Genomic DNA, 20495 nt, shown 5'->3' with positions numbered 1-20495 from the left:
GCGTACCCCTCGCCCATCGTCAGTGCTCCTTCGGCCCATCGCCCGGGACGCCCGACCACGGCACGCCGGCGCTCGTCAACAAGAACGAGCGGTCGCGCCGCGCGGCACGAAACGGTCGCGGACGTACTGCATTCTCGCGGCCGTTCGCCGCCGCGGCAGCTCATTTCGCCACGGCCCGCTGTGGACTGCGCCACGTCGCGCATCCCCCGGTTCTGCCGTACCACAACGGGGGCCAAAACGATCCCCTTTTCCGGACATTGACGAACGAAACGACGAACGTCCAGCCGCGGTGCAACGATCGGCCAGCCTACCTCGCGCTGTACGCCGACCGGGTCAGGGGGCGAGGTCCGAACGCAGCGCCGAGAGCAGGAACACGACCGAGCGTTCGCGCTCCGACCATGCGGCCGTGTCGAGTTCGACGGACTGGAGGAGCGAACACCGGACGGTGTACCCGTTCCCGGTAAGTGCCGCGCCGAGTGCCTCGGCCTCGTCGCGCGTCGACGCATGGGTCACGATGCGCTCGGGCCGGCGCTCGGTGACGGCGGTGACGACGGGAACTCCCCCGCCCCCGATCCGTACGACATCGGGCTCCGGCAGCCGTTCCAGCACATGCGGCGCCCTGCCCTCGACGACCTGGAGCTGGACTCCGAAGGACCGGGCCGACGCCTCGGTGCGGGCGCAGGCCGCCGGGTCGCTGTCGACCGCCAGGACCGCCGCCCCGAAACGGGCGGCCTCCACCGCCAGGGCCCCGCTGCCGGAGCCGATGTCCCACAGAAGGTCTCCGGTGCGGGGGCCCAGGCGGGCCAGTTGGGCGGCGCGCAGCCCCGGGGACTCGCCCTCGCCGCTCTCGTCCCCGGCGTCCGTGGCGCCGCCCGGGTGTGCCTGAGGGGGCAGTGCCCAGCCGCGTACGCCACGGGGGTAGGCGGGGTGACGGCCGGCAATCCAGGCGCCGGTGGCCTGCGGTTCGGGGCCGCCGCCGATGACGATCACCACGTTGGGGTCGCGCCAGACGTGGTCGGCGGCCTTTTCGGATGTGACGACGCTGACCTGTTCGCGTGCGGTGCCGAGTTCCTCGCAGATGACGAAGGTGCGGTGGACGCCTTCGAGGAGCAGGGCGAGTTCGGCGGGGCCGGCGCCGGGCGAGGTGAGGACGGCGACCTTGTGGTGGGCGCGGCAGACGTTGACGGCGCGCCGCAGGGTGCGGGAGTGGGCGACGACGATCTGGGCGTCCTCCCACGGCATCCCGGCGCGGGCGAACGCGGTGGCGACGGAGGACACGGCGGGCACCACTTCGACTTCGAGGCCGTGCTCGGGTGCGCGGAGATTGCGTACGACCCCGAAGAAGCCGGGGTCTCCGTCGGCGAGAACCACGGCGCTGCCGCGGTGTCCGGCGATCCGGCGGGCGGCCAGGTCGATGGAGCCCAGGCGGATCCGTTCGGCGTTCGCCGGGACTTCGGGGAGTGCGAGGTGGTGGGCGGCTCCGGCGACGAGCGTGGCGGCCGAGAGGGCGGCCGTGGCCGCTCCGGTCAGTGGCGAGCCGTCCCAGCCGATCACGGTGACCCGATCGGCCATCTGTCGTCAGTCTCCTGGATTTGTCGCAGGTGGGAATGCCCGTGAGGGGCGGGCAGGGTGAGAGTACCCGGTTCGTACCAGTACGGTGCCGGGACCCCTTCGAGGGGTCAATTCCAGTCGTTGTAGGTGCCGTAGCCGCCCGCGTCGGCGAGCTGCTCGGCGACCCCTTCGAGGTCCTCGGGAAGCAGGCCCCAGACGATCAGGTCGGTCCTGATGTCGGTCCAGCCTCCGTCTGTGCCGTTCTCGGTCCGGGTGCGCGCTATGCAGGCGTTGCGCAGCACTCCCTCGCTGATGCAGCCGAGCTTCTGGGCGACCTGCTGGGAGGCGGTGTTGTCGGCGGCGGTGCGCAGTTCGATGCGCTCGAAGCCCTGGTCGCGGAAGAGCCACTGGGCCAGCGCCAGCACGGACTCGGTGGCGTATCCCTCGCCGCGCGCCCAGGGGGCGGTGATGTACGCGGCCTCGGTGGCGAGGGTGCGCCAGTCGGTGTTGCGCAGGCGGACCGAGCCGACGAGTCGCTGGGTGAGGAATTCGGTGACGGCGAAGACGATGCCGTCACCCGTGGTGCGCTGTGCGGGTGCGATCCTGCGGACCCAGCGTTCGGCGTCGACCTGGGTGTAGGGATGAGGGGCTTCGGTCCAGGCGGTCACGAGTTCGTCGTTCATCATCTCGATGTACGCGGGGATGTCCGCCATGTCGAAGGGGCGCAGCACCAACCGATCCGTGCTGATGGAGATGTCCGGAAAGATGGAAGTCATGCGCAGCTCCATGCCGAAGACCGTGTAAAGGCACAGCATGCAGCATCGGGCCGACGTTGTGCATGGGCGGGTCCGTACGACGGAGCCCGCGCCCCCCTGGTGGGGTGCGCGGGGCTCGTCGGACAAATTCCGTGCGGGTGTCAGGACTTGGCGGCGGTGCCGAAGGCCGGGACGACCGAGCCCTGGTAGGTGTCCTCGATGAACTTCTTGACCTCGTCGGAGTGGAGGAGCTTCACGAGCTTCTGGACGCGGGCGTCCTTCTCGTTGCCCTTCTTCACGGCGAGGATGTTGGCGTACGGGTTGCCGTCGGCCTTCTCCAGCGCCAGGGCGTCCTTGGCGGGCTTGAGATCGGCCTCGATGGCGTAGTTGCCGTTGATGACGGCGGCGTCCACATCGTTCAGGGCGCGGGGCACGGTTGCGGCCTCCAGCTCCTTGAACTCCAGGCCCTTCTTGTCGGTGATGTCGCTCAGCTTGGCGTCGGTGCCGACACCGGACTTGAGGGTGATCAGACCGTTCTCGGCGAGCAGCTGGAGGGCGCGGCCCTCGTTCGTGGTGTCGTTGGGCACCGCGATGGTCTGGCCGGACTTGATGTCGCCGAGGTCCTTGACCTTCTTGGAGTAGAGGCCGAGGGGCTCCAGGTGGACGGTGCCGACGGAGACGAGGTGGGTGTTGTTCTTCTTGTTGAAGTCGTCGAGGTACGGCTGGTGCTGGAAGAAGTTGGCGTCGACCTGGCCGGTCTCGGTGGCGGTGTTCGGCAGGACGTAGTCCGTGAACTCCTTGACCTCCAGCTCGAGGCCCTCCTTCGCCGCCAGGTTCTTCTTGACGAAGTTCAGGATGTCGGCGTGCGGCGTCGGGGACGCGGCGACGACGAGCGCCTTGGAGGTGTCGGCCTTGGCGCCGGTCTCGCCCTTGGACGCAGGGTCGGACGACGTGCCGCAGGCGGTGAGGCCGAAGGCCAGGGCGGCGGTGGCGGCGGCAGCTGCGGTGATCTTGATGTTCCTACGCACGAAAAGTGCCTCTTTCTGGTGGTGAGGGTGGTGCGCCCGGACAAGGAGTTCGGGCTTGAGCTGAGAGGAAGTCTCAGGTGGTGGTGCGGCCCCGGCGGGCCAGCAGGCGTACGGCTCCGTCGCCGATCAGCTGGATCACGGTCACGATGACGATCAGCAGCGCGACGGTGATGAGCATGAACTGGTTGTCGAAGCGCTGGAATCCGTAGGTCACGGCCTTGGAGCCGAGCCCCTCGCCGCCGACCGCACCGGCCATCGCGGAGTAGCCGATGAGCACGATGACGGTGGTGGTGACGCCGGAGATGAGCGAGGGCAGTGCCTGCGGCAGAAGCGCCTTGCGCACGATCGTCGGGATGGATCCGCCCATCGACTGGACGGCCTCGACGAGCCCGTGGTCGACCTCGCGGACGGCCGTCTCGACGAGCCGTGCGAAAAACGGGATGGCGCCGACGGCGAGCGGCACGATCATCGCGGTCGGGCCGATGAAGGTGCCGACGACCCAGGTGGTGAAGGGGATCAGGGCGATCAGCAGGATGATGAACGGCAGCGAGCGGCCGATGTTCACGATCACGCCGATGACCTTGTTCACCGGGGTGTTCTGGAGCAGTCCGCCCTTGTCGGTGAGGACCAGCAGGACGCCGAGCGGCAGCCCCACGAGAACGGTGACGACCGCGGACCAGAGCACCATGTAAAGGGTGTCGATGGTTCCCTGGGTGAGCAGCGGCTGCATTTCGGACCAGGTCACTTCGCCACCTCCTTGGTGAGCGGGGCGGGGGTCTGTACGGGGATGGAGGCGGCGTCGTGCTCCACGACCTCGGCCTGCAGGCCCTGCTCCCGCAGGAAGCCGATCGGGACGACGTTCTCCTCGAAGCGGCCGGGCAGCTCGATGCGCATCCGGCCGATCTGATTGCCGCCGACGGTGTCCATCGCGGCGCCCAGGATCGAGATGTCGATGTTGTACGTACGGGAGAGCTGCGAGATCACCGGCTGGGTGGCGGCCTCCCCGTGGAAGGTGACGTCGACGACCGTGCGGTCGGGGCCGGAGGCCGTACCGCCGACGGGGAACAGCTCGTGGGCCAGTTCGGAGCCGGGGGTGGCGAGCAGTTCACCGACGGTGCCCGACTCGACGATGCGCCCCTTCTGCATCAGCGCGGCCGAGTCGCAGATCGTCTTGACGACGTCCATCTCGTGCGTGATGAGCAGAACGGTCAGGCCGAGCTGCTGGTTGAGGTCGCGCAGCAGCTGAAGGATGGAGCGGGTGGTCTCGGGGTCGAGGGCGGAGGTCGCCTCGTCGGAGAGCAGCACCTTGGGGTCTCCGGCGAGCGCGCGGGCGATGCCGACGCGCTGCTTCTGCCCGCCGGAGAGCTGGCCGGGGTAGGCCTTGGCCTTGTCGGCGAGGCCTACCAGGTCGAGGAGTTCGAGGGCCTTGCGGGAGCGGTCCTTGCCAAAGACGCCGAGGATCTCCAGCGGGAGTTCGACGTTGTCCTGGACGTTGCGCGAGGCCAGCAGGTTGAAGTGCTGGAAGACCATGCCGATGCGGCTGCGCGCCTCGCGCAGCTCCTTGCCGGCCCGGCGGCCCCGGCCCGCGAGGGCGGTGAGGTCCTGGCCGGCCACGGTCACGGTGCCCGAGGTGGGGCGTTCCAGGAGGTTGATGCAGCGGATGAGGGAGGATTTTCCGGCGCCACTCTGTCCGATGACGCCGTACACCTCGCCCTCGCGGACGTGCAGGTCGACGCCGTCCAGGGCGGTGACCTCGCGGCCGCGCGACTGGTAGACCTTCGTGAGGCCCGAAGTGGTGATCACAGGGGTTTCCGTCACTGTCGAGTGCGCGGCGCGGTGTCCGCCGGGCACGGGGCATTCGTCTGATGAGACTCTTTGGACGTTTCGATCGGACGTTCCAAGCGGGGGTCTCGGCACGGCTGGGTGCGGCAGGTGGCCGGGACAGCGGTGCTCGGGCAGGCTCGTTCCGCCGGGTGCGGACGGCTCGGGCTCGGTCTCGCTTCGGGGCGCGAGGCTCAGGCGGGGGCCCTCAGAAGGCGCGCATTCGACACATACAACGAGCACCGGGCGTCGTGATCGCCTCGGTCGCAAGGATGCGGTTGCTCGTCGTGGTCATGCGCCAAGTAAAACAGACGTAACGTTCCGTCCGGTCCGCCCGTCCGAATAGCGGACAGCCGTGGATGGCGGTTCGAGCCGGCTCAGCCGACCGCCGTGATTTCCACTCCCTGGACTGTGACCTGCACCGATATGGCGGAGAGGTCATCGATGACGACATCCGCGTCCAGCGCGGAACGGTCGTGCGTTGTGGCCAAGGCCACGGTCTTCATGCCTGCCGCCCGTCCGGCCCGCAGCCCGGCGGGGGCGTCCTCGAAGACCACACAGCGGGCCGGGTCGACGCCGAGGCGCGCGGCGGCCAGGAGATAGGGCTCGGGGTCGGGCTTGCCGCGGGTGACGTCCTCGGCGGCGATCATCACGGGGAAGTCGATCCCCACCTCGCGCAGCCGCGCCTCGCCGAGCGGCCGGGTGGCGGAGGTGACGACGGCCCAGCGGTGCACGGGCAGCACACCGAGCAACTCCTTGGTGCCGGGCAGGATCACGACTCCGCCGGAGGCGTCCTCGACCTCCAGCTGTTCTATACGGGCCAGGGCCCCGTCGACCCGGTCCGCGGGAAGCAGCTCGGCAATGATCTCGCCTGCCGTCCGGCCATGCAGTTCGATGCCCTGGAAGTCCTCCGCCGTGATCCCGTACTCCTGGGCCCACCGGGTCCAGCAGCGGTACACCGACTCGATCGAGGAGAGCAGTGTTCCGTCGTTGTCGAACAGCAGGGCTTCGGCATGGATCTTCATGTGCATCGACACTAGGGCCTTGCCCTCGGGTCATGTCCTCCGGGTACGGGGGCGAACGCAGGGGGCCTTTTGGTCCGTAATACCCTCACCTCATGCTTGACGCCCTGACGGTCGCGGTCGCCGTGACCGCGCTCGCCCTCGCCGCCTGGTGCGGATTCGCCGCATACCGTGACCAGCCGACCAAGGACTGGCACTTCATCGGGATGGCAGTGGTCTCCCTGCTGGCGCTGGCCCAGCTGGTGGTGGGCATCGTGCAGCTGTCCCGGGGCGAACGGCCCGAGCAGGGCATGACGATCTTCATCGCGTATCTGATCGGGGCCTTCCTCGCCGTGCCCGCGGCCGGTTTCCTGTCGCTCACCGAGCGGACCCGATGGGGTTCGGTGACGGTGGCGGCGGGCGCGGTCGTGCTGGCCGTCCTCGAAGTACGGCTCTACGACATCTGGGGAAACTGACCGTGACCGACACCGATCGCACCCCCGCAGCGGCCACCGGCGAGAAGCAGCCCTTCGACCTGGGCACCGGTCCCGGCCGGGTACTGGTCTGGTTCTACGGGGTGTTCACCGTCGCGGCGGCCTCCCGCTCGATCGTCCAGATGATCCTGGACTTCGACAAGGCGCCGCTCGCCTATGCGCTGTCGGCCGTCGCCGCCCTCGTGTACGGATTCATCACGTACTCGCTGGTGCGCGGCGGCGAGAAGGCGCGCAGGTCGGCGCTGGTGTGCTGCGCCGCCGAGCTCCTGGGTGTGCTGGTCGTGGGGACCTGGACGATGGTGGAGCCCTCGGCGTTCGCGGACGCCACCGTCTGGTCCGACTTCGGTATGGGCTATCTGTTCATCCCGGTGATCCTGCCGATCACCGGGATGATGTGGCTGCGCCGGGCGAAAAACGCGTAGGCGGGGCGAGAACGCGTAACCGGCCCTACGCACTGGTCACATAAACGGGGGCGGTCGCGTCCTTCTCCAGCAGGATCATCCGGACGCCGTCCTGACCGGTCGCGTTGCCCACGGGGGCGTAACCCGCCCGCTTGTAGAGCCGCAGATTGCTCTCGCTGCGATGGCCGGTGTGCAGCCGGAAGCGAGTGGCCGACCGCTCGTCTACGAGTCCCGACTCCGCGGCCCGCAGCAGCCGGGCGCCGAGCCCGTGCCCCTGGAGCCGCGGGTGGACGCAGAGCCTCCCGATCTGCCCGGTGCCGTCCTGATCGGTGGATCCACGGACCGAACCGACGACTTCGTCCCCCAGCCGCGCCACGAACACCAGATTCGTGGCGATCTCCGCGCGCACCGAATCGAGGGTCTGGACGAGCGGGTCGATCCGGTAGTTCCCGTACAGCTCCGCCTCGCCCTGGAAGCAGAGGTACTGAAGTTTCAAGATCTGTTCGGCGTCCTGTGCCGTCGCCGCCGAGATGATCACGCTCATGCCCATGTGCGCATGCCTCCGCCCACCTGATCCACCGGTTGTTTCTCACGCTCCTTTCCCCGCGGTTCAGGAGCTACAACCTCCGCCGCGAGCATTCTGCGCAGACATCCAAGGCATCGGGAACGGATCGGACCCAAACTCCCCTGTGACATACCCAACTTCCCTGCGATTTCCCGGTAGGTGGGATCACCGGGCGCGAGCATCGCCGCCAGCAGCCGGGCGCACCGGCCGGGCAGCCGGTCCACCGCGGCGCGCAGCGCCCGGCGTTCGTCGGCGCCGACGGCGATCCGCTCCGGGCAGCCGGCCGGATCCGCGGAGGTCTCGTCACGGTAGGGGCGTTCGCGCCGGGCGGTACGGCGGGCCCTGCGGGCCTCCGCCCGTACGGCGTCCCGCACCCAGCGCGCCGTGTCCACCGGCGGCCCGTCCTGCGCGAGCCGCTCCAGCAGCCGTAGCCAGACGGCCTGTTCGAGATCGGCGGGTTCGATCGCCGCGCCTGTTGCCGAGGCTGCCGCCTCGGCCGCGGCCTCGGCGCTCACCAGTGGATACAGGGAATGGACGACCGCCGCAGGGCCGGCGGCGGTCCCCGCGGGGACAAGATCGATAAGCGTCATGCCCCGGCCGACGCACCTGTGCCGACGGCCGGTTGCCGTAGCCGGCGAGCACCACCCGACCGGGGCACGCCCCGGCCGGGTGCTGACGCAGGTGTCACTTCGCGGCGAAGTCCGCCACAGCAAGAAGAGCGGTGTCTGGATTGTCGGAGAAGATCCCGTCGATGCCCGTCACGAAGTACGCCTGGAACGCACCGAATGCGTCACCGTACGCGTTGGGGTCCGTGCCGCGTCGGAAGTCGGCAGGCAGGAAGGAGTTCTCGTTGCGCATGGTGTACGGGTGAAGGACCAGGCCCTGGGCATGAGCGTCCTTCACCAGGGTGGTCGGTGCGGTGAGCCGGCCCGCGGCGTCCTTGGGAATGATCAGGTCCAGGGTGGGTCCGATGCCCTGGGCGAAGGACGCCATCCACTTCAGGCCCTCGGGCTTCACCAGGTCGGCGACGGTACGCGGATCGCCGGACGTCACGAAGTCCCAGGGCCGCGAGCCCGCGCCGGAGAGCAGTACGACGCGCGGGGTGGCGACGAGTCCGGCCAGTCGCTGGATGCTGCCGGGCTCGAAGGACTGGAGGATGAGCGGCGACTGCTTGCGGTGGCGGTTGTAGCGGCGCAGCAGCTTGGCGAGGGGCTCTTCGAGTCCGAGGCCGAGGCCGCGGAAGTAGGTGGGGTGCTTGGTCTCGACGTACAGCCAGACCGGCTTGCCGCGCTTGCGGCCCTCGCGGTCGGCCCACTGGAGCACCTCTTCGAACGTGGGGACCTCCCAGCGGCCGTCGTAGAGCGTGTTCTTCTGACGGGTGCCGGGGATGCGCTCCTTGGCGCGGAGTGTCTTCAGCTCGGCGAGGGTGAAGTCCTCGGTGAACCAGCCGGTGAGGGAGACCCCGTCGACCTTCTTCGTGGTTTTGCGGCTCGCGAACTCGGGGTGGGCGGAGACATCGGTAGTGGCGGTGATGTCGTTCTCGTGACGGCAGACGAGGTGGCCGTCCTTGGTCGGCACCAGGTCCTGCTCGATGACGTGCGCGCCCATGTCGAGGGCCAGCTGGTAGGAGCCGAGGGTGTGCTCGGGCCGGTAGCCGCTGGTACCGCGGTGTCCTATGACGGTGGGCACCGGCAGGTCGAGGCGGAAGCCGTGGCCCCCGCCGTGGCCGCCGGACCGCTCGGAGGCGTTCCCGGAGGCGTTCTCGGCGGCGTTCTCGGCGGCGTTCTCGGCGGCATCGGCCGGTCCGCCGGCCAGTCCGAGGGCGGCCGTGCCCAGTGCGGCGGCCCCCGCTCCCAGCAGGGTTCTGCGGCCGGGACCTGCCTGCGCGCGCTGTGTCATGAATGCTCCTCGCGTGTGATGTCTCGCACCTGTCGGGCGAGGCCCGAGCGTAGGGAGTCGTACCGTCGTAGGAGCAGCTCTTGGACGAACTTGGCGGAAACACACGTCAACACTGCGTATCCAACCTGTGAACCCGATGTGCGATCTGCGAGTACCCGCGAGTATCGTCCTCACCTGCATGGACCGTCACGATCCCGCGCCCCGGCCGGCCCGGCCACTACACCGGAGGAACCGTTGTCCCGACACGCACTCATCAAGGCAGTGCTCGGACCGATCTTGCGTCTGATGTTCCGCCCCCAGGTGGAGGGTGCGGAGAACATTCCCGGGGACGGCCCGGTGATCCTCGCGGGCAATCATCTGACGTTCATCGACTCGATGATCATGCCGATCTGCTGCGACCGGCAGGTTTCCTACATCGGCAAGGACGAGTACGTGACGGGCAAGGGGCTCAAGGGCCGGGCGATGGCCTGGTTCTTCACGGGCTGCGGCATGATCCCGGTGGACCGGGACGGCGGCCGCGGTGGTGTCGCGGCGCTGATGACGGGCCGTCGGGTGCTGGATGAGGGCAAGGCGTTCGCCATCTACCCGGAGGGCACCCGCTCCCCCGACGGCCGCCTCTACCGGGGCCGCACGGGCATCGCCCGGCTGACACTGATGACGGGTGCACCGGTGGTGCCGTTCGCGATGATCGGTACGGACAAGCTGCAGCCCGGTGGTGCCGGCCTGCCCCGTCCCGGCAAGGTGACGGTTCGTTTCGGTGCTCCGATGGAGTTCTCCCGCTACGAGGGCATGGACCGCGACCGCTATGTGCTGCGGGCGGTGACCGACTCCGTGATGGCCGAGGTGATGCGGCTGTCGGGTCAGGAGTACGTCGACATGTATGCGACGAAGGCCAAGGCCGCGTGAGCTGACGCGCGGCGCAGGACATACGGAAGGGCCCGTACCCCGGTTGGTGGTACGGGCCCTTCCGTATGTCATCACAACTCGTACGGCCCAAGGCGCGGGCAGCTACTGGTGGACGATGCCGTCCTCCAGCTTCTGACCGCGCAACAGGAACCAGGCGGCGACGGCCGTCGCCAGCAGGACCGCCGCGCCGATACCCGCCGCGAGCCGCAGTCCGTCGACGAACGACTCCTGTGCCGCGGAGACCAGCGCGCTCGCCTGCTGCGCCGGAAGGCCGTGGGCCGCTTCGACGGCGCCGCCCAGCGACTCATGGGCCGCTGCGGCGTCGGCGGACGGAACGCCCTTCGGGGTGGCGAAGTCCTGGTAGACGCCGGTGACGATGGAGCCGAGCAGGGCGATGCCGAGGGCCGCGCCGAGTTCGTACGCCGTTTCCGAGACCGCGCCCGCGGACCCTGCCTGCTCCTTCGGGACGCTGGAGAGGATCACATCGGAGGTGACGGTGAAGGCGAAACCCGCACCGACGCCGACGACCAGCAGCACCGCACCGATCAGCGGATAGGCGGTCTCCTTGTGGATCAGGGTGACCGCGGTGAGCGCCAGGCCGATCGCCCCGAGACCGCCGGACACCACCAACCGCACCGAGTAGCGCCGGGCTGCCAGGCCGGCGATCAGACCCGCGGTGACCGCACCGACGGCCGCGGGCAGTTCGGCGAGCCCGGCCTCCAGCGGCCCGCGCCCCTGCACCAGTTGCAGGAACTGGGAGAGGAAGAAGACCAGCCCGGACAGACCGAGGATGGTCAGCAGATCGGCGAGGACCGCACCCGAGAAGCCCCGGTGGTGGAAGAGCCGCATGTCCAGCAGGGGTGCGGGGAGCGTGAGTTGTCTGCGTACGAACCAGCAGAGCGCGGCCAGGCCGCCGATGCCCGCGACGGCGACCCCCCAGCTCGTACCGTGCGCGGCCAGTTGCTTGACGGCGTATACGACTCCGATCATGCCGATGAAGGAGAGCACCACGCTGACGAGGTCCCACGGGCCCGGTGCCGGATTCTTCGACTCGGGGATCATCTTGGCGCCGACGACCACGAGGACGGCCATGACCGGCAGGTTGATCAGGAAGACCGAGCCCCACCAGAAGTGCTCCAGGAGGAACCCGCCGACGACGGGGCCGACGGCCGCACCCGCGGAGGCCATGGCTCCCCAGATACCGATGGCGAGGCTGCGCTCGCGCGGATCGTGGAAGAGGTTGCGGATCAGGGCGAGCGTGGACGGCATCAGGGTGGCGCCGGCGACACCGAGCAGCGCCCGCGCCAGGATCATCATCTCGGGCGTGCTCGCGTACGCGTTGAGCACGGAGACCGCGCCGAAGGCGACGGCACCGGTCAGCAGCAGCTTCTTGCGGCCGATGCGGTCACCGAGGCTGCCCATGGAGACGAGGAGCCCGGCGATGACGAAGGAGTAGACGTCGCCGATCCAGAGCAGCTGGGTGCCGGACGGCTTGAGGTCCTCGGTGAGGAAGGGGGTGGCGAGGCCGAGGACTGTGGCGTCCACGGCCACGAGCAGCACAGCGAGGACGAGGACGGCCAGGGCGATCCACCGCCCCGGACGGCGCAGCTCTTGGGAGGTTTCCGCGTGCTGTTCGAGACCGCTCATTGCTCCACGCCCCGGCGTGCACCGCCGAGCAGCAACTCGACGATCATGTACTGGAAATCCTGCCCGGCGACCCGGCCCACGTGGACGGCCCAGGCGCCGGTGGAGACGAGTCCGTAGAGGGCCTCGGTAAGCCACGCGGGGGTGAGGTCGATCCGGAATTCGCCGCGCTCCTGGCCGCGCCGGAAGAAGGCGGAGACCCGGGCATCGAGCCGGTTCCAGCCTTCGTTCACCTCGTCGCCCTCGAAGAGCTGGTTCTCGGTGACGAGGAAGGAGAGCAGTCCGGCGCTCGGCTCGACGGCCGCGACGAGTCGGCGCAGCGCCTCTTCGCAGCTCCCCTCGTCGAGCGCGGCAGCGTCCAGGGCCGCTTCGAACTCCTGGATTCCCAGGTTCTCCAACGCTTTGACCAGGGCGTCCCGTCCGGCGAAGTGCCGGTGCAGGGTGGCGCGTCCGATGCCTGCGGCTCTGGCGACCTCGTCCATGGTGGCGGTCGATTTACGGGTCAGCAGGGCTGCGGCGCTGCGCAGCACCTGCTCACGGTCGAAAGTCATGAGACAACAATAGACCATATGAGACAAGAATGTCTCACTGGTCTCACTGCAGGGGCACTGCCCCCGTGGAAGGGAGAGAGGACGATATCGGCATGAAGCCGCTGCTGCTGATCGACATCGACGGTCCGCTCAATCCGTACGCGGCACTGATGCGCCGCCGGGTCCCGGACGGCTATGCGCTGTATCTGATGCGGCCGACGGGGTGGGACTACGGGATGCCGCTGCCCGTCCTGCTCAACCCGGAACACGGCCGGGCGCTGCTGGCCCTCGCCGGGCGTTTCGAACTGGTCTGGGCGACGACCTGGAAGAACGAGGCCAACGAGTGGATCGGGCCGCGGCTCGGGCTGCCCCCGCTGCCGTACATCGACTGGCCGTCGCTGCATGGCGGCGCACCGGACGGTACGTACTGGAAGACGCAGTACATCGTGGAGTACGCGGCCGGCCGGCCGTTCGCCTGGATCGACGACGAGATCGCCGAGCAGGACCGGGAGTGGATCTCGGGGCAGGGGGCGGCCGAGACGCTGCTGATGTGGATCGACCCGCGGATCGGACTGCTGCCGGCCGATTTCGAGAAGCTGGCCGAGTGGGCGGACGGCCGCCGGGGCGGCGGACCCTGAGCCCGCAGTACGGCCGCCCAGGGTCAGTCGTTGAGGACGGTCAGATCCAGGTCCGGGAGGCGGGCCGGGTCGTTGATCACGGACATCCCGACGACCTTCCCCCGCGCGATCGTGAAGATCATGACCGAGAACCGCCGGCCCTCGCGCGTGGAGATGACGGCCACGTTCCCGTCGACCAGTGCCGGCTGCGACGACTGGGCGAACGGCGCGAACATCATCGCCTGACGGGCCACGGCCGCGGCGCCCCGCACCAGGGTCGGCGCACCGACACCACCGGCGCCGATGTCGGAGCGCACCACTACATCCGGGTCGAGTACGGCGACGAGGGCCTCGAAGTCACCGCCGCGGGCAGCGGCCAGGAAGGCATCGACGACCTCGCGCTTGCGGGTGAGATCGGGGTCCGGATCCGGATCCACCCCCTGCACCCGGCGACGGGCCCGGCTGGCGAGCTGCCGGGCCGCGGCCGGGGTGCGGTCCACGATGCGGGCGATCTCGTCGAAGGGCACGGCGAACATGTCGTGCAGTACGAAGGCGAGCCGCTCGGCGGGGTCGAGCGTTTCGAGGACGACCAGCATCGCGAGACCGACCGAGTCGGCCATCAGGGCCTGCTGCTCGGGATCGGCATCCGGCTGAGCGCCGAGCACCGGTTCGGGGGCGTGTGCCTCGGGTGCCTGTGTGTCGAGGGGCTCCTCGCGGCGGGAGCGGCGTGAGCGGAGCACGTCCAGACACACCCGCCCGACGACCGTCGTCAGCCAGCCGCCCAGGTTCTCGATCGCCCGGCTGTCGGAGCGGCTGAGCCGGATCCAGGCTTCCTGGACTGCGTCCTCCGCCTCGCTCGCCGAGCCGAGCATCCGGTAGGCCACGGCCTGCAGCTGAGTCCGGTTCTCCTCGAAGCGTTCTGCCAGGAACTCGATTCCGTCCACAGTCACATTCCTCCGTAGTGTTCCGTCAATGCGATGACGAACCGGATCTCGTAGATGTGACAGGTGGATCAGCGCCGCTCCACCGGCGCCGGGCGCGCCCGCTCAGCTCCACGGCAGCCCGGCACGATGACGCCAGTACGCCTCCGGCTCCTCCACGAGCGCATCGAGCCGGGCACGCCGCTCCTCGTCGAGGTCGACAAAGGCCGCGTGCAGGTTTTCGGCGAGCTGGTCGACGGTCGCCGCACCGGAGAGCACCACACCGGCCCACGGCTGGTGCAGTACGAGCGCCAGGGCGATCGCGTCACTGCCCAGGCCGGCCTCGGCGGCGATCTCCTGGACAACGGCGGGGGCTTCCGTTCCGGCGAGCCGGCCGTTGGCCATGGCTTCCTTGACGATCACGGTGAGCCCGGCGTCATGGGCCTCGGCGAGCGCCGCTCCGGCCGAGGTCTCCAGGGCGTTGTAGGTGGCCTGGACCGTACGGAAGAGCGGCTCGCCGTCGACCGTGACGGCAAGAGCGGCCCGGATCGCATCGGCCTGGGCGGGTCCGCTGGTGGACAGGCCGACGCTGACCCCCTCCGCAGCGAGTGCGGCGAGCCGTGCGTGCAGATCCTTGTCGGTGAGGGCCGGACTGTCGGCGGTAACCGAGTGGATCTGGTAGAGGTCGAGGCGGTCACCGAGCAGCGCGTCGGTCTCTGCGCGCTGGCGTTCGAACATGGCGAGGCTGTGGTCCTTGACCTCGTGTGCCTCGGCTTCGACGCTCCAGTCGGCGGTGTAGGTGTAGCCCCACTTGCTGCCGATGACGACGTCGCGCACTTCCGGGCGGACCGTCAGCCACTCGGCAAGGAACTCCTCCGAACGGCCGTAGGAGCGGGCCGCGTCGAAGTAGCGGACGCCCTGCGCATAGGCGGCGTCCAGCAGTTCGTGGGTGCGCTCGCGCAGCGCCTCGACGCTGCGGTCACCGGGCAGATCGCGGTCGCGGTGGAGGTTGATGTAGCCGGGCCTGCCGACCGCTGCCAGGCCGAGCCCGATGTGGGCGGTCGGAGTAGTCGCTGTGGCCGATGGGGCCTCCCCTGGTCGAGCGAAGCCGAGAGCTTGGGGAAGGGCGAAAGGCATCGTGGGCTCCTCGTCGATCGGGTGCGCTCCCCGTCAACGTAACTCAGCTCGGGAAAACCGGAAGGCGGGGAGCGTACGGCCGCTCCCCGCCTCGATTCGCCTTCGGCGCTGCCGGTTCTCCGCCGTCAGTTCTTCGCGGTGGCCCACGCCTGCTGGACGGCGAGGTCGGCCTTGACCTCGGTGAGCTGTACGGCCACGGCCGACGGGGCCGTACCGCCGCGGCCGCTGCGGGACGCGAGCGCACCGGCCACATTGAGGACCGTTCGGACCTCGGGGGTGAGGTGCTCGGAGATCTTCGCGAACTGCTCGTCGGTCAGCTCGTCGAGCTCGATGCCCTGCTGCTCGCACTCCTTGACGCACTCGCCCGCGACCTCGTGCGCGACGCGGAACGGCACGCCCTGCTTGACCAGCCACTCGGCGATGTCGGTGGCGAGCGAGAAGCCGGCCGGGGCCAGCTCCTCCATGCGCTCGCGGTTGACGGTGAGCGTGGCCATCATTCCGGTGAAGGCGGGCAGCAGGACTTCGAGCTGGTCGCAGGAGTCGAAGACCGGCTCCTTGTCCTCCTGGAGGTCGCGGTTGTACGCGAGCGGGAGCGCCTTCAGCGTGGCCATCAAGCCCGTCAGATTGCCGATCAGCCGGCCGGACTTGCCGCGGGCCAGCTCGGCGATGTCCGGGTTCTTCTTCTGCGGCATGATCGAGGAGCCGGTGGAGAAGGCGTCGTGCAGGGTGACGAAGGAGAACTCCTTCGTGTTCCAGATGATGACCTCCTCCGCGATCCGGGAGAGGTTGACGCCGATCATCGCGGTGATGAACGCGAACTCTGCGACGAAGTCGCGGGAGGCCGTGCCGTCGATGGAGTTGGCGACGGAGCCGTGCTCGAAGCCGAGGTCGGCGGCGACCGCCTCCGGGTCGAGCCCGAGGGACGACCCGGCCAGCGCGCCGGAGCCGTACGGGGAGACGGCGGTCCGATCGTCCCACTGGCGCAACCGCTCGGCGTCCCGGGAGAGGGACTGCACATGGGCGAGGACGTGATGGGCGAAGAGCACCGGCTGGGCGTGCTGCAGATGCGTACGACCGGGCATCGCGACGTCCGGATGCGCCTCGGCGAGGCCGACCAGGGCGCCCTGCAGCTCGGCGATCAGACCGCCGATGATCCGGGCGTGGTCGCGCAGGTACATCCGGAAGAGCGTGGCGATCTGATCGTTCCGGGACCGGCCGGCCCGCAGCTTGCCGCCGAGGTCCGGGCCGAGGCGCTCAAGCAGGCCGCGCTCCAGCGCGGTGTGGACGTCCTCGTCGGCGACGGTTCCGGTGAACGAGCCGTCGGCGACATCGGCTTCGAGCTGGTCGAGACCGGCGATCATGCGGTTCAGCTCGTCCTCGGTGAGCAGGCCCGCCTTGTTCAGCACTCGCGCGTGGGCGCGGGAGCCGGCGATGTCGTACGGCGCGAGCCGCCAGTCGAAGTGGACGGAGGCGGACAGCTTGGCCAGCGCCTCGGCCGGACCGTCGGCGAAGCGGGCGCCCCAGAGGCGTACGTCGCTGTTGCCGTTGCCGTTGCTCACTGCGTGCTCCTCGGAAGTACAAGGGGGTGGATGTGCAACCGCCTCCCCGCACGGAGGGTCGGGGAGGCGGTGACGTAACTACTGGGGGTCAGGCGAGGTCACGCTTCGCGGCGATCTTCGACGAGAGGCCGAAGATCTCGATGAAGCCCTGCGCCTTGGACTGGTCGAACGTGTCGCCCGAGTCGTAGGTGGCGAGGTTGAAATCGTAGAGCGACTGCTCGGACTTCCGGCCGGTGACGACGGCGCGGCCCGCGTGCATGGTCATCCGGATGTCACCGGTGACGTGCTGGTTGGCCTCGTTGATGAAGCCGTCCAGGGCGCGCTTGAGCGGCGAGAACCACAGGCCGTCGTAGACCAGTTCGCCCCAGCGCTGCTCGACCTGCCGCTTGTAGCGGGCCAGCTCGCGCTCGACGGTGACGTTCTCCAGCTCCTGGTGGGCGGTGATCAGTGCGATCGCGCCCGGGGCCTCGTACACCTCGCGGGACTTGATGCCGACGAGACGGTCCTCGACCATGTCGATCCGGCCGATGCCCTGGGCGCCGGCCCGCTGGTTGAGCTGCTGCACCGCCTGGAGGACCGTGACGGGCTTGCCGTCGATGGCCACGGGCACGCCCTCCTTGAAGGAGATGACGACCTCGTCGGCCTCGCGCGGGGTGGCGGGGTTCTCGGTGTACTCGTAGATGTCCTCGATCGGCGCGTTCCAGATGTCCTCCAGGAAGCCCGTCTCGACGGCACGCCCGAAGACGTTCTGGTCGATGGAGTACGGGGACTTCTTGGTGGTCGCGATCGGGAGATTCTTCTCCTCGCAGAAGGCGATCGCCTTGTCCCGGGTCATCGCGTAGTCACGGACCGGGGCGATGCACTTCAGGTCGGGGCCGAGCGCGGAGATGCCGGCCTCGAAGCGGACCTGGTCGTTGCCCTTGCCGGTGCAGCCGTGGGCGACGATGCCGGCGTTGTGCTTGTTGGCGGCGGCGACGAGGTGCTTGACGATGGTCGGCCGGGACAGGGCCGAGACGAGCGGGTAGCGGTCCATGTAGAGGGCGTTGGCCTTGATCGCCGGGAGGCAGTACTCCTCGGCGAACTCGTCCTTGGCGTCCGCGACCTCGGCCTCGACGGCACCGCAGGCGAGCGCGCGCTTGCGGATGACGTCCAGGTCCTCGCCGCCCTGACCGACATCCACTGCAACGGCGATGACCTCGGCGCCCGTCTCCTCGGCGATCCAGCCGATGGCGACGGAGGTGTCCAGGCCGCCCGAGTAGGCGAGTACGACACGCTCGGTCACGGGTTTCTCCTTACGGTGCAATCACTGATAGGTATAACTATGCAGCCCTCCGTATGGTTTGTCAAAGGCGCAGGTGGGCGGCGCGCCGCCGGGCCCGTGCGTGGGCGGAAAATGCCGGACTCGAACGGTCCGGGCCCTCTGGGCTCGGCCTCCGACCACACACCGGAGGCGGGTCCACTCCGTCGTCGGCCTGCGGGCCCTCGACGCCGTGGACCGCGAACGGCTGGCACCCCTCCTCGACGATCCGTCGTCCGCCGTGGTCCGTGCGGCCACCCGGGCGCTGCTGCCGGACGCGGCCGGATTCCCCGAGGAGTGGCTGCGCATCCGCACGGCACAGGACCGGCCACGCGCGGTGCGTGTGGCGGCTCGGCGACTGCTGCGCGCGGCAGGCCTGCACCGGCGTCCCACCAGCTGAAATTGCCCCACCGTCATCGGAGTTGGCGACGACAATGGCCACCATGGGTAAGACGTACGAGCGTATCGACGGACGGATCAGGACCTTCATCGAAGAGCAGCACATCTTCTTCACGGCGACCGCGCCGCTGAACGGAGAGGGCACGGTCAACCTCTCCCCCAAGGGGGTCAGCGGCTCCTTCGCCGTCATCGACGAACTGACCGTGGCCTATCTGGACTTCGCGGGCAGCAATGCGGAGACCGTCGCCCACCTCCGCGAGAACGGGCGCATCACGCTGATGTGGTGCGCCTTCCAGGGGCCGCCGAACATCGTGCGGGTGCACGGTCGCGGTGAGCCGGTCTTCCGTGACGATCCGCGGTTCGGCGCGCTGCTCGCCCGTTTCCCCGCTGTGGACCCCGGCCCGCACGGGCTGCGCGCCATCATCGTGGTGAAGGCCGAGCTGATTCGGGACACCTATGGATTTGCCGTGCCCTTCATGTCGTACGACGAGGACCGGCCACTGCACGCCCAGCGCTTCGCCCGCGAGGACGACGCGTCGCTCAGTGTCTACTTCGAGAAGAAGGAGCACGTCGCGACGAGTATCGACGGGCTGCCGGGGCTGCCGCTCCCGTTGCCGGCCATGCCGCGCGCGGAATGAGATCGAGCCGTACGGAGCAGGTCCGGGGGTGACACGCCGCCGGACGGTCCAGCGTCCGGGACATGCGCAGATCCCTGGTGATCGGTTCGGTACTGCTCGCGCCGGCGGGCTCGGTCGCGGCCCGGCCCGCCGTGGCGCCGGCTCTCCCGGGGCGGATGGCCGACACCGGGGGTGGTACCCAGTTGATCACGGCCGAGGCCCCGGCCAAGGGTTCCACGACGGGCACCGTCACCTGGTGGAATCTGCGCCGGGGCATCTGGGTGAGGGGCGGGTCCGCACCGGCCCGGTTCGGTGCGAAGGGTCTGGCCGAGGGGACGTCGCGCAAGCAGGGCACCGACACCACACCCACCGGCCTGTACGACCTGCCGTACGCCTTCGGAATCAAGGCGGCACCGACCGGCACCGTATATCCGTACCGCCGGGTCAACAGCCGGTCGTGGTGGTGCGAGGACACCGAGGCGCGGGCCTACAACCGCTGGGTGGAACCGCGGCCTGCGGACTGCCGGGCGGGTGAGTCGGAGCATCTGGCCGCGTATCCGACGCAGTACGCCCGCGCGCTCGTCATCGGCTTCAACTACGAGCGGCCGGTACGCGGACGTGGCGCCGGCATCTTCCTCCACGTCAACGGGCGTGGTGCGACCGCCGGTTGCGTCTCCGTACCGGCGGCCGCGATGGACCGGATCCTCGACTGGGTGGGCCCGGCCCGCAGTCCACACATCGCGATCGGGACCCGTTCGGGCCCGACCGCGATCACGCGCTACTGACGGACGCGGGGTACCCCGGCCGTTCAGCGCTCGTTCTGGGCCAGTCGCAGCAGGTGGTCGGCGAGCGCCTGACCGCCCGCCGGGTCACGGCTGATCAGCATCAGTGTGTCGTCACCCGCGATGGTCCCGAGGATGTCATGGAGTTCGGCCTGGTCGATGGCCGAGGCGAGGAACTGGGCCGCGCCCGGAGGCGTGCGCAGCACCACGAGGTTGGCCGAGGCCTCCGCCGAGATGAGCAGTTCGGCGGAGAGGCGCCGCATCCGCTCCTCCTTCGCGGACTCGCCCAGTGGTGCCTGCGGGGTACGGAAACCGCCCTCGCTCGGTACCGCGTAGATCAGCTCGCCGCCGGTGTTGCGGATCTTCACCGCACCCAGCTCGTCCAGGTCGCGGGAGAGCGTCGCCTGGGTGACGCTCAGCCCGTCGTCGGCGAGAAGCTTGGCCAGCTGACTCTGCGAACGCACCGGCTGCCGGTTCAGGATGTCCACGATCCGGCGGTGGCGTGCGGTGCGGGTCTGCGGCACGGACGGCCCGCCGTGCTCGGTCTCCTGCGCCTCGGTCATCGTCGTCGC

Annotated in this window: 23 protein-coding genes; 7 read left to right on the top strand and 16 right to left on the bottom strand. The window is 69.4% G+C overall.

What is annotated here, in order from left to right; all coding sequences use genetic code 11:
- Positions 1–333: 333 nt before the first annotated feature.
- From cbiE to OG953_RS34650, 6 genes are all read right to left on the bottom strand, one after another.
- Positions 334–1572, bottom strand: a complete 1239-nt coding sequence (gene cbiE, locus OG953_RS34675; RefSeq protein ID WP_405689189.1) for a precorrin-6y C5,15-methyltransferase (decarboxylating) subunit CbiE — start codon at positions 1570–1572, stop codon at positions 334–336.
- A gap of 107 nt (positions 1573–1679) precedes the next feature.
- Positions 1680–2366, bottom strand: a complete 687-nt coding sequence (locus tag OG953_RS34670) for a GNAT family N-acetyltransferase (RefSeq protein WP_405689187.1) — start codon at positions 2364–2366, stop codon at positions 1680–1682.
- A gap of 101 nt (positions 2367–2467) precedes the next feature.
- Positions 2468–3334, bottom strand: a complete 867-nt coding sequence (locus OG953_RS34665; RefSeq protein ID WP_405689186.1) for a MetQ/NlpA family ABC transporter substrate-binding protein — start codon at positions 3332–3334, stop codon at positions 2468–2470.
- Positions 3335–3407: 73 nt separating this feature from the next.
- Positions 3408–4079 carry a methionine ABC transporter permease gene (locus OG953_RS34660; protein ID WP_405689185.1) on the bottom strand — a complete coding sequence of 224 codons (672 nt, stop codon included), beginning with the start codon at positions 4077–4079 and terminating at the stop codon, positions 3408–3410.
- A complete protein-coding gene (locus tag OG953_RS34655) occupies positions 4076–5137 on the bottom strand; it encodes a methionine ABC transporter ATP-binding protein (RefSeq protein ID WP_405689184.1) in 1062 nt (353 codons plus the stop codon). Before OG953_RS34655 ends, OG953_RS34660 begins: the two co-directional genes overlap by 4 nt.
- Positions 5138–5532: 395 nt before the next feature.
- Positions 5533–6180 carry an HAD family hydrolase gene (locus tag OG953_RS34650; RefSeq protein WP_405689182.1) on the bottom strand — a complete coding sequence of 216 codons (648 nt, stop codon included), beginning with the start codon at positions 6178–6180 and terminating at the stop codon, positions 5533–5535.
- 92 nt (positions 6181–6272) lie between these two features.
- On the opposite strand from OG953_RS34650, the gene OG953_RS34645 reads away from it, so the two are divergent.
- Both OG953_RS34645 and OG953_RS34640 read left to right on the top strand, forming a co-directional pair.
- Positions 6273–6632: a hypothetical protein gene (locus OG953_RS34645; protein ID WP_072484474.1), complete on the top strand. Its 360-nt coding sequence runs from the start codon at positions 6273–6275 to the stop codon at positions 6630–6632.
- A gap of 2 nt (positions 6633–6634) precedes the next feature.
- Entirely contained in the window at positions 6635–7072 is a 438-nt protein-coding gene (locus OG953_RS34640) for a hypothetical protein (RefSeq protein ID WP_405689181.1), read from the top strand.
- 25 nt (positions 7073–7097) lie between these two features.
- Here OG953_RS34640 and OG953_RS34635 read toward each other — a convergent pair whose 3' ends face one another.
- The 3 genes from OG953_RS34635 to OG953_RS34625 all read right to left on the bottom strand — a co-directional run bounded on the left by OG953_RS34635 (position 7098) and on the right by OG953_RS34625 (position 9515).
- Positions 7098–7601 carry a GNAT family N-acetyltransferase gene (locus OG953_RS34635; protein ID WP_405689180.1) on the bottom strand — a complete coding sequence of 168 codons (504 nt, stop codon included), beginning with the start codon at positions 7599–7601 and terminating at the stop codon, positions 7098–7100.
- Entirely contained in the window at positions 7592–8206 is a 615-nt protein-coding gene (locus OG953_RS34630) for a sigma-70 family RNA polymerase sigma factor (protein WP_405689178.1), read from the bottom strand. Before OG953_RS34630 ends, OG953_RS34635 begins: the two co-directional genes overlap by 10 nt.
- Before the next feature lie 94 nt (positions 8207–8300).
- On the bottom strand, positions 8301–9515 hold the full coding sequence (locus OG953_RS34625; RefSeq protein WP_405689177.1) for a glycerophosphodiester phosphodiesterase: 1215 nt from the start codon (positions 9513–9515) through the stop codon (positions 8301–8303).
- A gap of 234 nt (positions 9516–9749) precedes the next feature.
- Here OG953_RS34625 and OG953_RS34620 point away from each other — a divergent pair, with 234 nt between their 5' ends.
- The gene (locus OG953_RS34620) at positions 9750–10421 is read left to right on the top strand and encodes a lysophospholipid acyltransferase family protein (RefSeq protein ID WP_405689176.1); all 672 of its coding nucleotides are present in this window, start codon (positions 9750–9752) and stop codon (positions 10419–10421) included.
- Between the two features lie 102 nt (positions 10422–10523).
- Here OG953_RS34620 and OG953_RS34615 read toward each other — a convergent pair whose 3' ends face one another.
- The gene (locus OG953_RS34615) at positions 10524–12068 is read right to left on the bottom strand and encodes an MFS transporter (protein WP_405689175.1); all 1545 of its coding nucleotides are present in this window, start codon (positions 12066–12068) and stop codon (positions 10524–10526) included.
- Positions 12065–12616 carry a TetR/AcrR family transcriptional regulator gene (locus OG953_RS34610; RefSeq protein ID WP_405689174.1) on the bottom strand — a complete coding sequence of 184 codons (552 nt, stop codon included), beginning with the start codon at positions 12614–12616 and terminating at the stop codon, positions 12065–12067. The genes OG953_RS34615 and OG953_RS34610 overlap by 4 nt, the downstream gene beginning before the upstream one ends.
- Before the next feature lie 92 nt (positions 12617–12708).
- On the opposite strand from OG953_RS34610, the gene OG953_RS34605 reads away from it, so the two are divergent.
- Positions 12709–13233, top strand: coding sequence for a hypothetical protein (locus OG953_RS34605; RefSeq protein ID WP_405689172.1), 525 nt, complete (start codon positions 12709–12711; stop codon positions 13231–13233).
- Between the two features lie 23 nt (positions 13234–13256).
- Here the strand turns inward: OG953_RS34605 and OG953_RS34600 are convergent, their stop codons facing one another.
- From OG953_RS34600 to OG953_RS34585, 4 genes are all read right to left on the bottom strand, one after another.
- On the bottom strand, positions 13257–14156 hold the full coding sequence (locus tag OG953_RS34600; RefSeq protein WP_405689171.1) for a sigma-70 family RNA polymerase sigma factor: 900 nt from the start codon (positions 14154–14156) through the stop codon (positions 13257–13259).
- 102 nt (positions 14157–14258) lie between these two features.
- On the bottom strand, positions 14259–15269 hold the full coding sequence (locus OG953_RS34595) for an aldo/keto reductase (RefSeq protein ID WP_405689170.1): 1011 nt from the start codon (positions 15267–15269) through the stop codon (positions 14259–14261).
- Between the two features lie 125 nt (positions 15270–15394).
- Positions 15395–16828 (bottom strand): argininosuccinate lyase, encoded by a 1434-nt coding sequence (gene argH / locus OG953_RS34590; RefSeq protein WP_405689169.1) that lies wholly within the window; start codon positions 16826–16828, stop codon positions 15395–15397.
- Positions 16829–16916: 88 nt separating this feature from the next.
- Positions 16917–18110 carry an argininosuccinate synthase gene (locus OG953_RS34585; protein ID WP_405689168.1) on the bottom strand — a complete coding sequence of 398 codons (1194 nt, stop codon included), beginning with the start codon at positions 18108–18110 and terminating at the stop codon, positions 16917–16919.
- A 208-nt stretch (positions 18111–18318) separates the two neighbouring features.
- Here OG953_RS34585 and OG953_RS34580 point away from each other — a divergent pair, with 208 nt between their 5' ends.
- The 3 genes from OG953_RS34580 (at position 18319) to OG953_RS34570 (ending at position 19926) form a co-directional block, all read left to right on the top strand.
- The gene (locus OG953_RS34580; protein WP_405689167.1) at positions 18319–18525 is read left to right on the top strand and encodes a hypothetical protein; all 207 of its coding nucleotides are present in this window, start codon (positions 18319–18321) and stop codon (positions 18523–18525) included.
- A gap of 43 nt (positions 18526–18568) precedes the next feature.
- Positions 18569–19162, top strand: a complete 594-nt coding sequence (locus tag OG953_RS34575) for a pyridoxamine 5'-phosphate oxidase family protein (RefSeq protein WP_405689166.1) — start codon at positions 18569–18571, stop codon at positions 19160–19162.
- A gap of 62 nt (positions 19163–19224) precedes the next feature.
- Positions 19225–19926, top strand: coding sequence for a L,D-transpeptidase (locus OG953_RS34570; protein WP_405689165.1), 702 nt, complete (start codon positions 19225–19227; stop codon positions 19924–19926).
- A gap of 23 nt (positions 19927–19949) precedes the next feature.
- Here OG953_RS34570 and OG953_RS34565 read toward each other — a convergent pair whose 3' ends face one another.
- The gene (locus OG953_RS34565) at positions 19950–20486 is read right to left on the bottom strand and encodes an arginine repressor (protein WP_398257381.1); all 537 of its coding nucleotides are present in this window, start codon (positions 20484–20486) and stop codon (positions 19950–19952) included.
- Positions 20487–20495 lie beyond the last annotated feature (9 nt).

It is taken from the genome of Streptomyces sp. NBC_00057, assembly GCF_045041165.1.
Classification (GTDB): domain Bacteria; phylum Actinomycetota; class Actinomycetes; order Streptomycetales; family Streptomycetaceae; genus Streptomyces.
This window is presented reverse-complemented; position numbering and strand designations above follow the sequence as displayed.

What these genes read in the sequence shown, in the direction of transcription:
- cbiE (WP_405689189.1), bottom strand. Translation starts at nt 1,572, where the DNA reads ATGGCCGATCGGGTCACCGTGATCGGCTGGGACGGCTCGCCACTGACC.
- OG953_RS34670 (WP_405689187.1), bottom strand. Translation starts at nt 2,366, where the DNA reads ATGCTGTGCCTTTACACGGTCTTCGGCATGGAGCTGCGCATGACTTCC.
- OG953_RS34650 (WP_405689182.1), bottom strand. Translation starts at nt 6,180, where the DNA reads ATGAAGATCCATGCCGAAGCCCTGCTGTTCGACAACGACGGAACACTG.
- OG953_RS34645 (WP_072484474.1), top strand. Translation starts at nt 6,273, where the DNA reads ATGCTTGACGCCCTGACGGTCGCGGTCGCCGTGACCGCGCTCGCCCTC.
- OG953_RS34635 (WP_405689180.1), bottom strand. Translation starts at nt 7,601, where the DNA reads ATGGGCATGAGCGTGATCATCTCGGCGGCGACGGCACAGGACGCCGAA.
- OG953_RS34630 (WP_405689178.1), bottom strand. Translation starts at nt 8,206, where the DNA reads ATGACGCTTATCGATCTTGTCCCCGCGGGGACCGCCGCCGGCCCTGCG.
- OG953_RS34625 (WP_405689177.1), bottom strand. Translation starts at nt 9,515, where the DNA reads ATGACACAGCGCGCGCAGGCAGGTCCCGGCCGCAGAACCCTGCTGGGA.
- OG953_RS34615 (WP_405689175.1), bottom strand. Translation starts at nt 12,068, where the DNA reads ATGAGCGGTCTCGAACAGCACGCGGAAACCTCCCAAGAGCTGCGCCGT.
- OG953_RS34610 (WP_405689174.1), bottom strand. Translation starts at nt 12,616, where the DNA reads ATGACTTTCGACCGTGAGCAGGTGCTGCGCAGCGCCGCAGCCCTGCTG.
- OG953_RS34605 (WP_405689172.1), top strand. Translation starts at nt 12,709, where the DNA reads ATGAAGCCGCTGCTGCTGATCGACATCGACGGTCCGCTCAATCCGTAC.
- OG953_RS34595 (WP_405689170.1), bottom strand. Translation starts at nt 15,269, where the DNA reads ATGCCTTTCGCCCTTCCCCAAGCTCTCGGCTTCGCTCGACCAGGGGAG.
- OG953_RS34575 (WP_405689166.1), top strand. Translation starts at nt 18,569, where the DNA reads ATGGGTAAGACGTACGAGCGTATCGACGGACGGATCAGGACCTTCATC.
- OG953_RS34570 (WP_405689165.1), top strand. Translation starts at nt 19,225, where the DNA reads ATGCGCAGATCCCTGGTGATCGGTTCGGTACTGCTCGCGCCGGCGGGC.
- OG953_RS34565 (WP_398257381.1), bottom strand. Translation starts at nt 20,486, where the DNA reads ATGACCGAGGCGCAGGAGACCGAGCACGGCGGGCCGTCCGTGCCGCAG.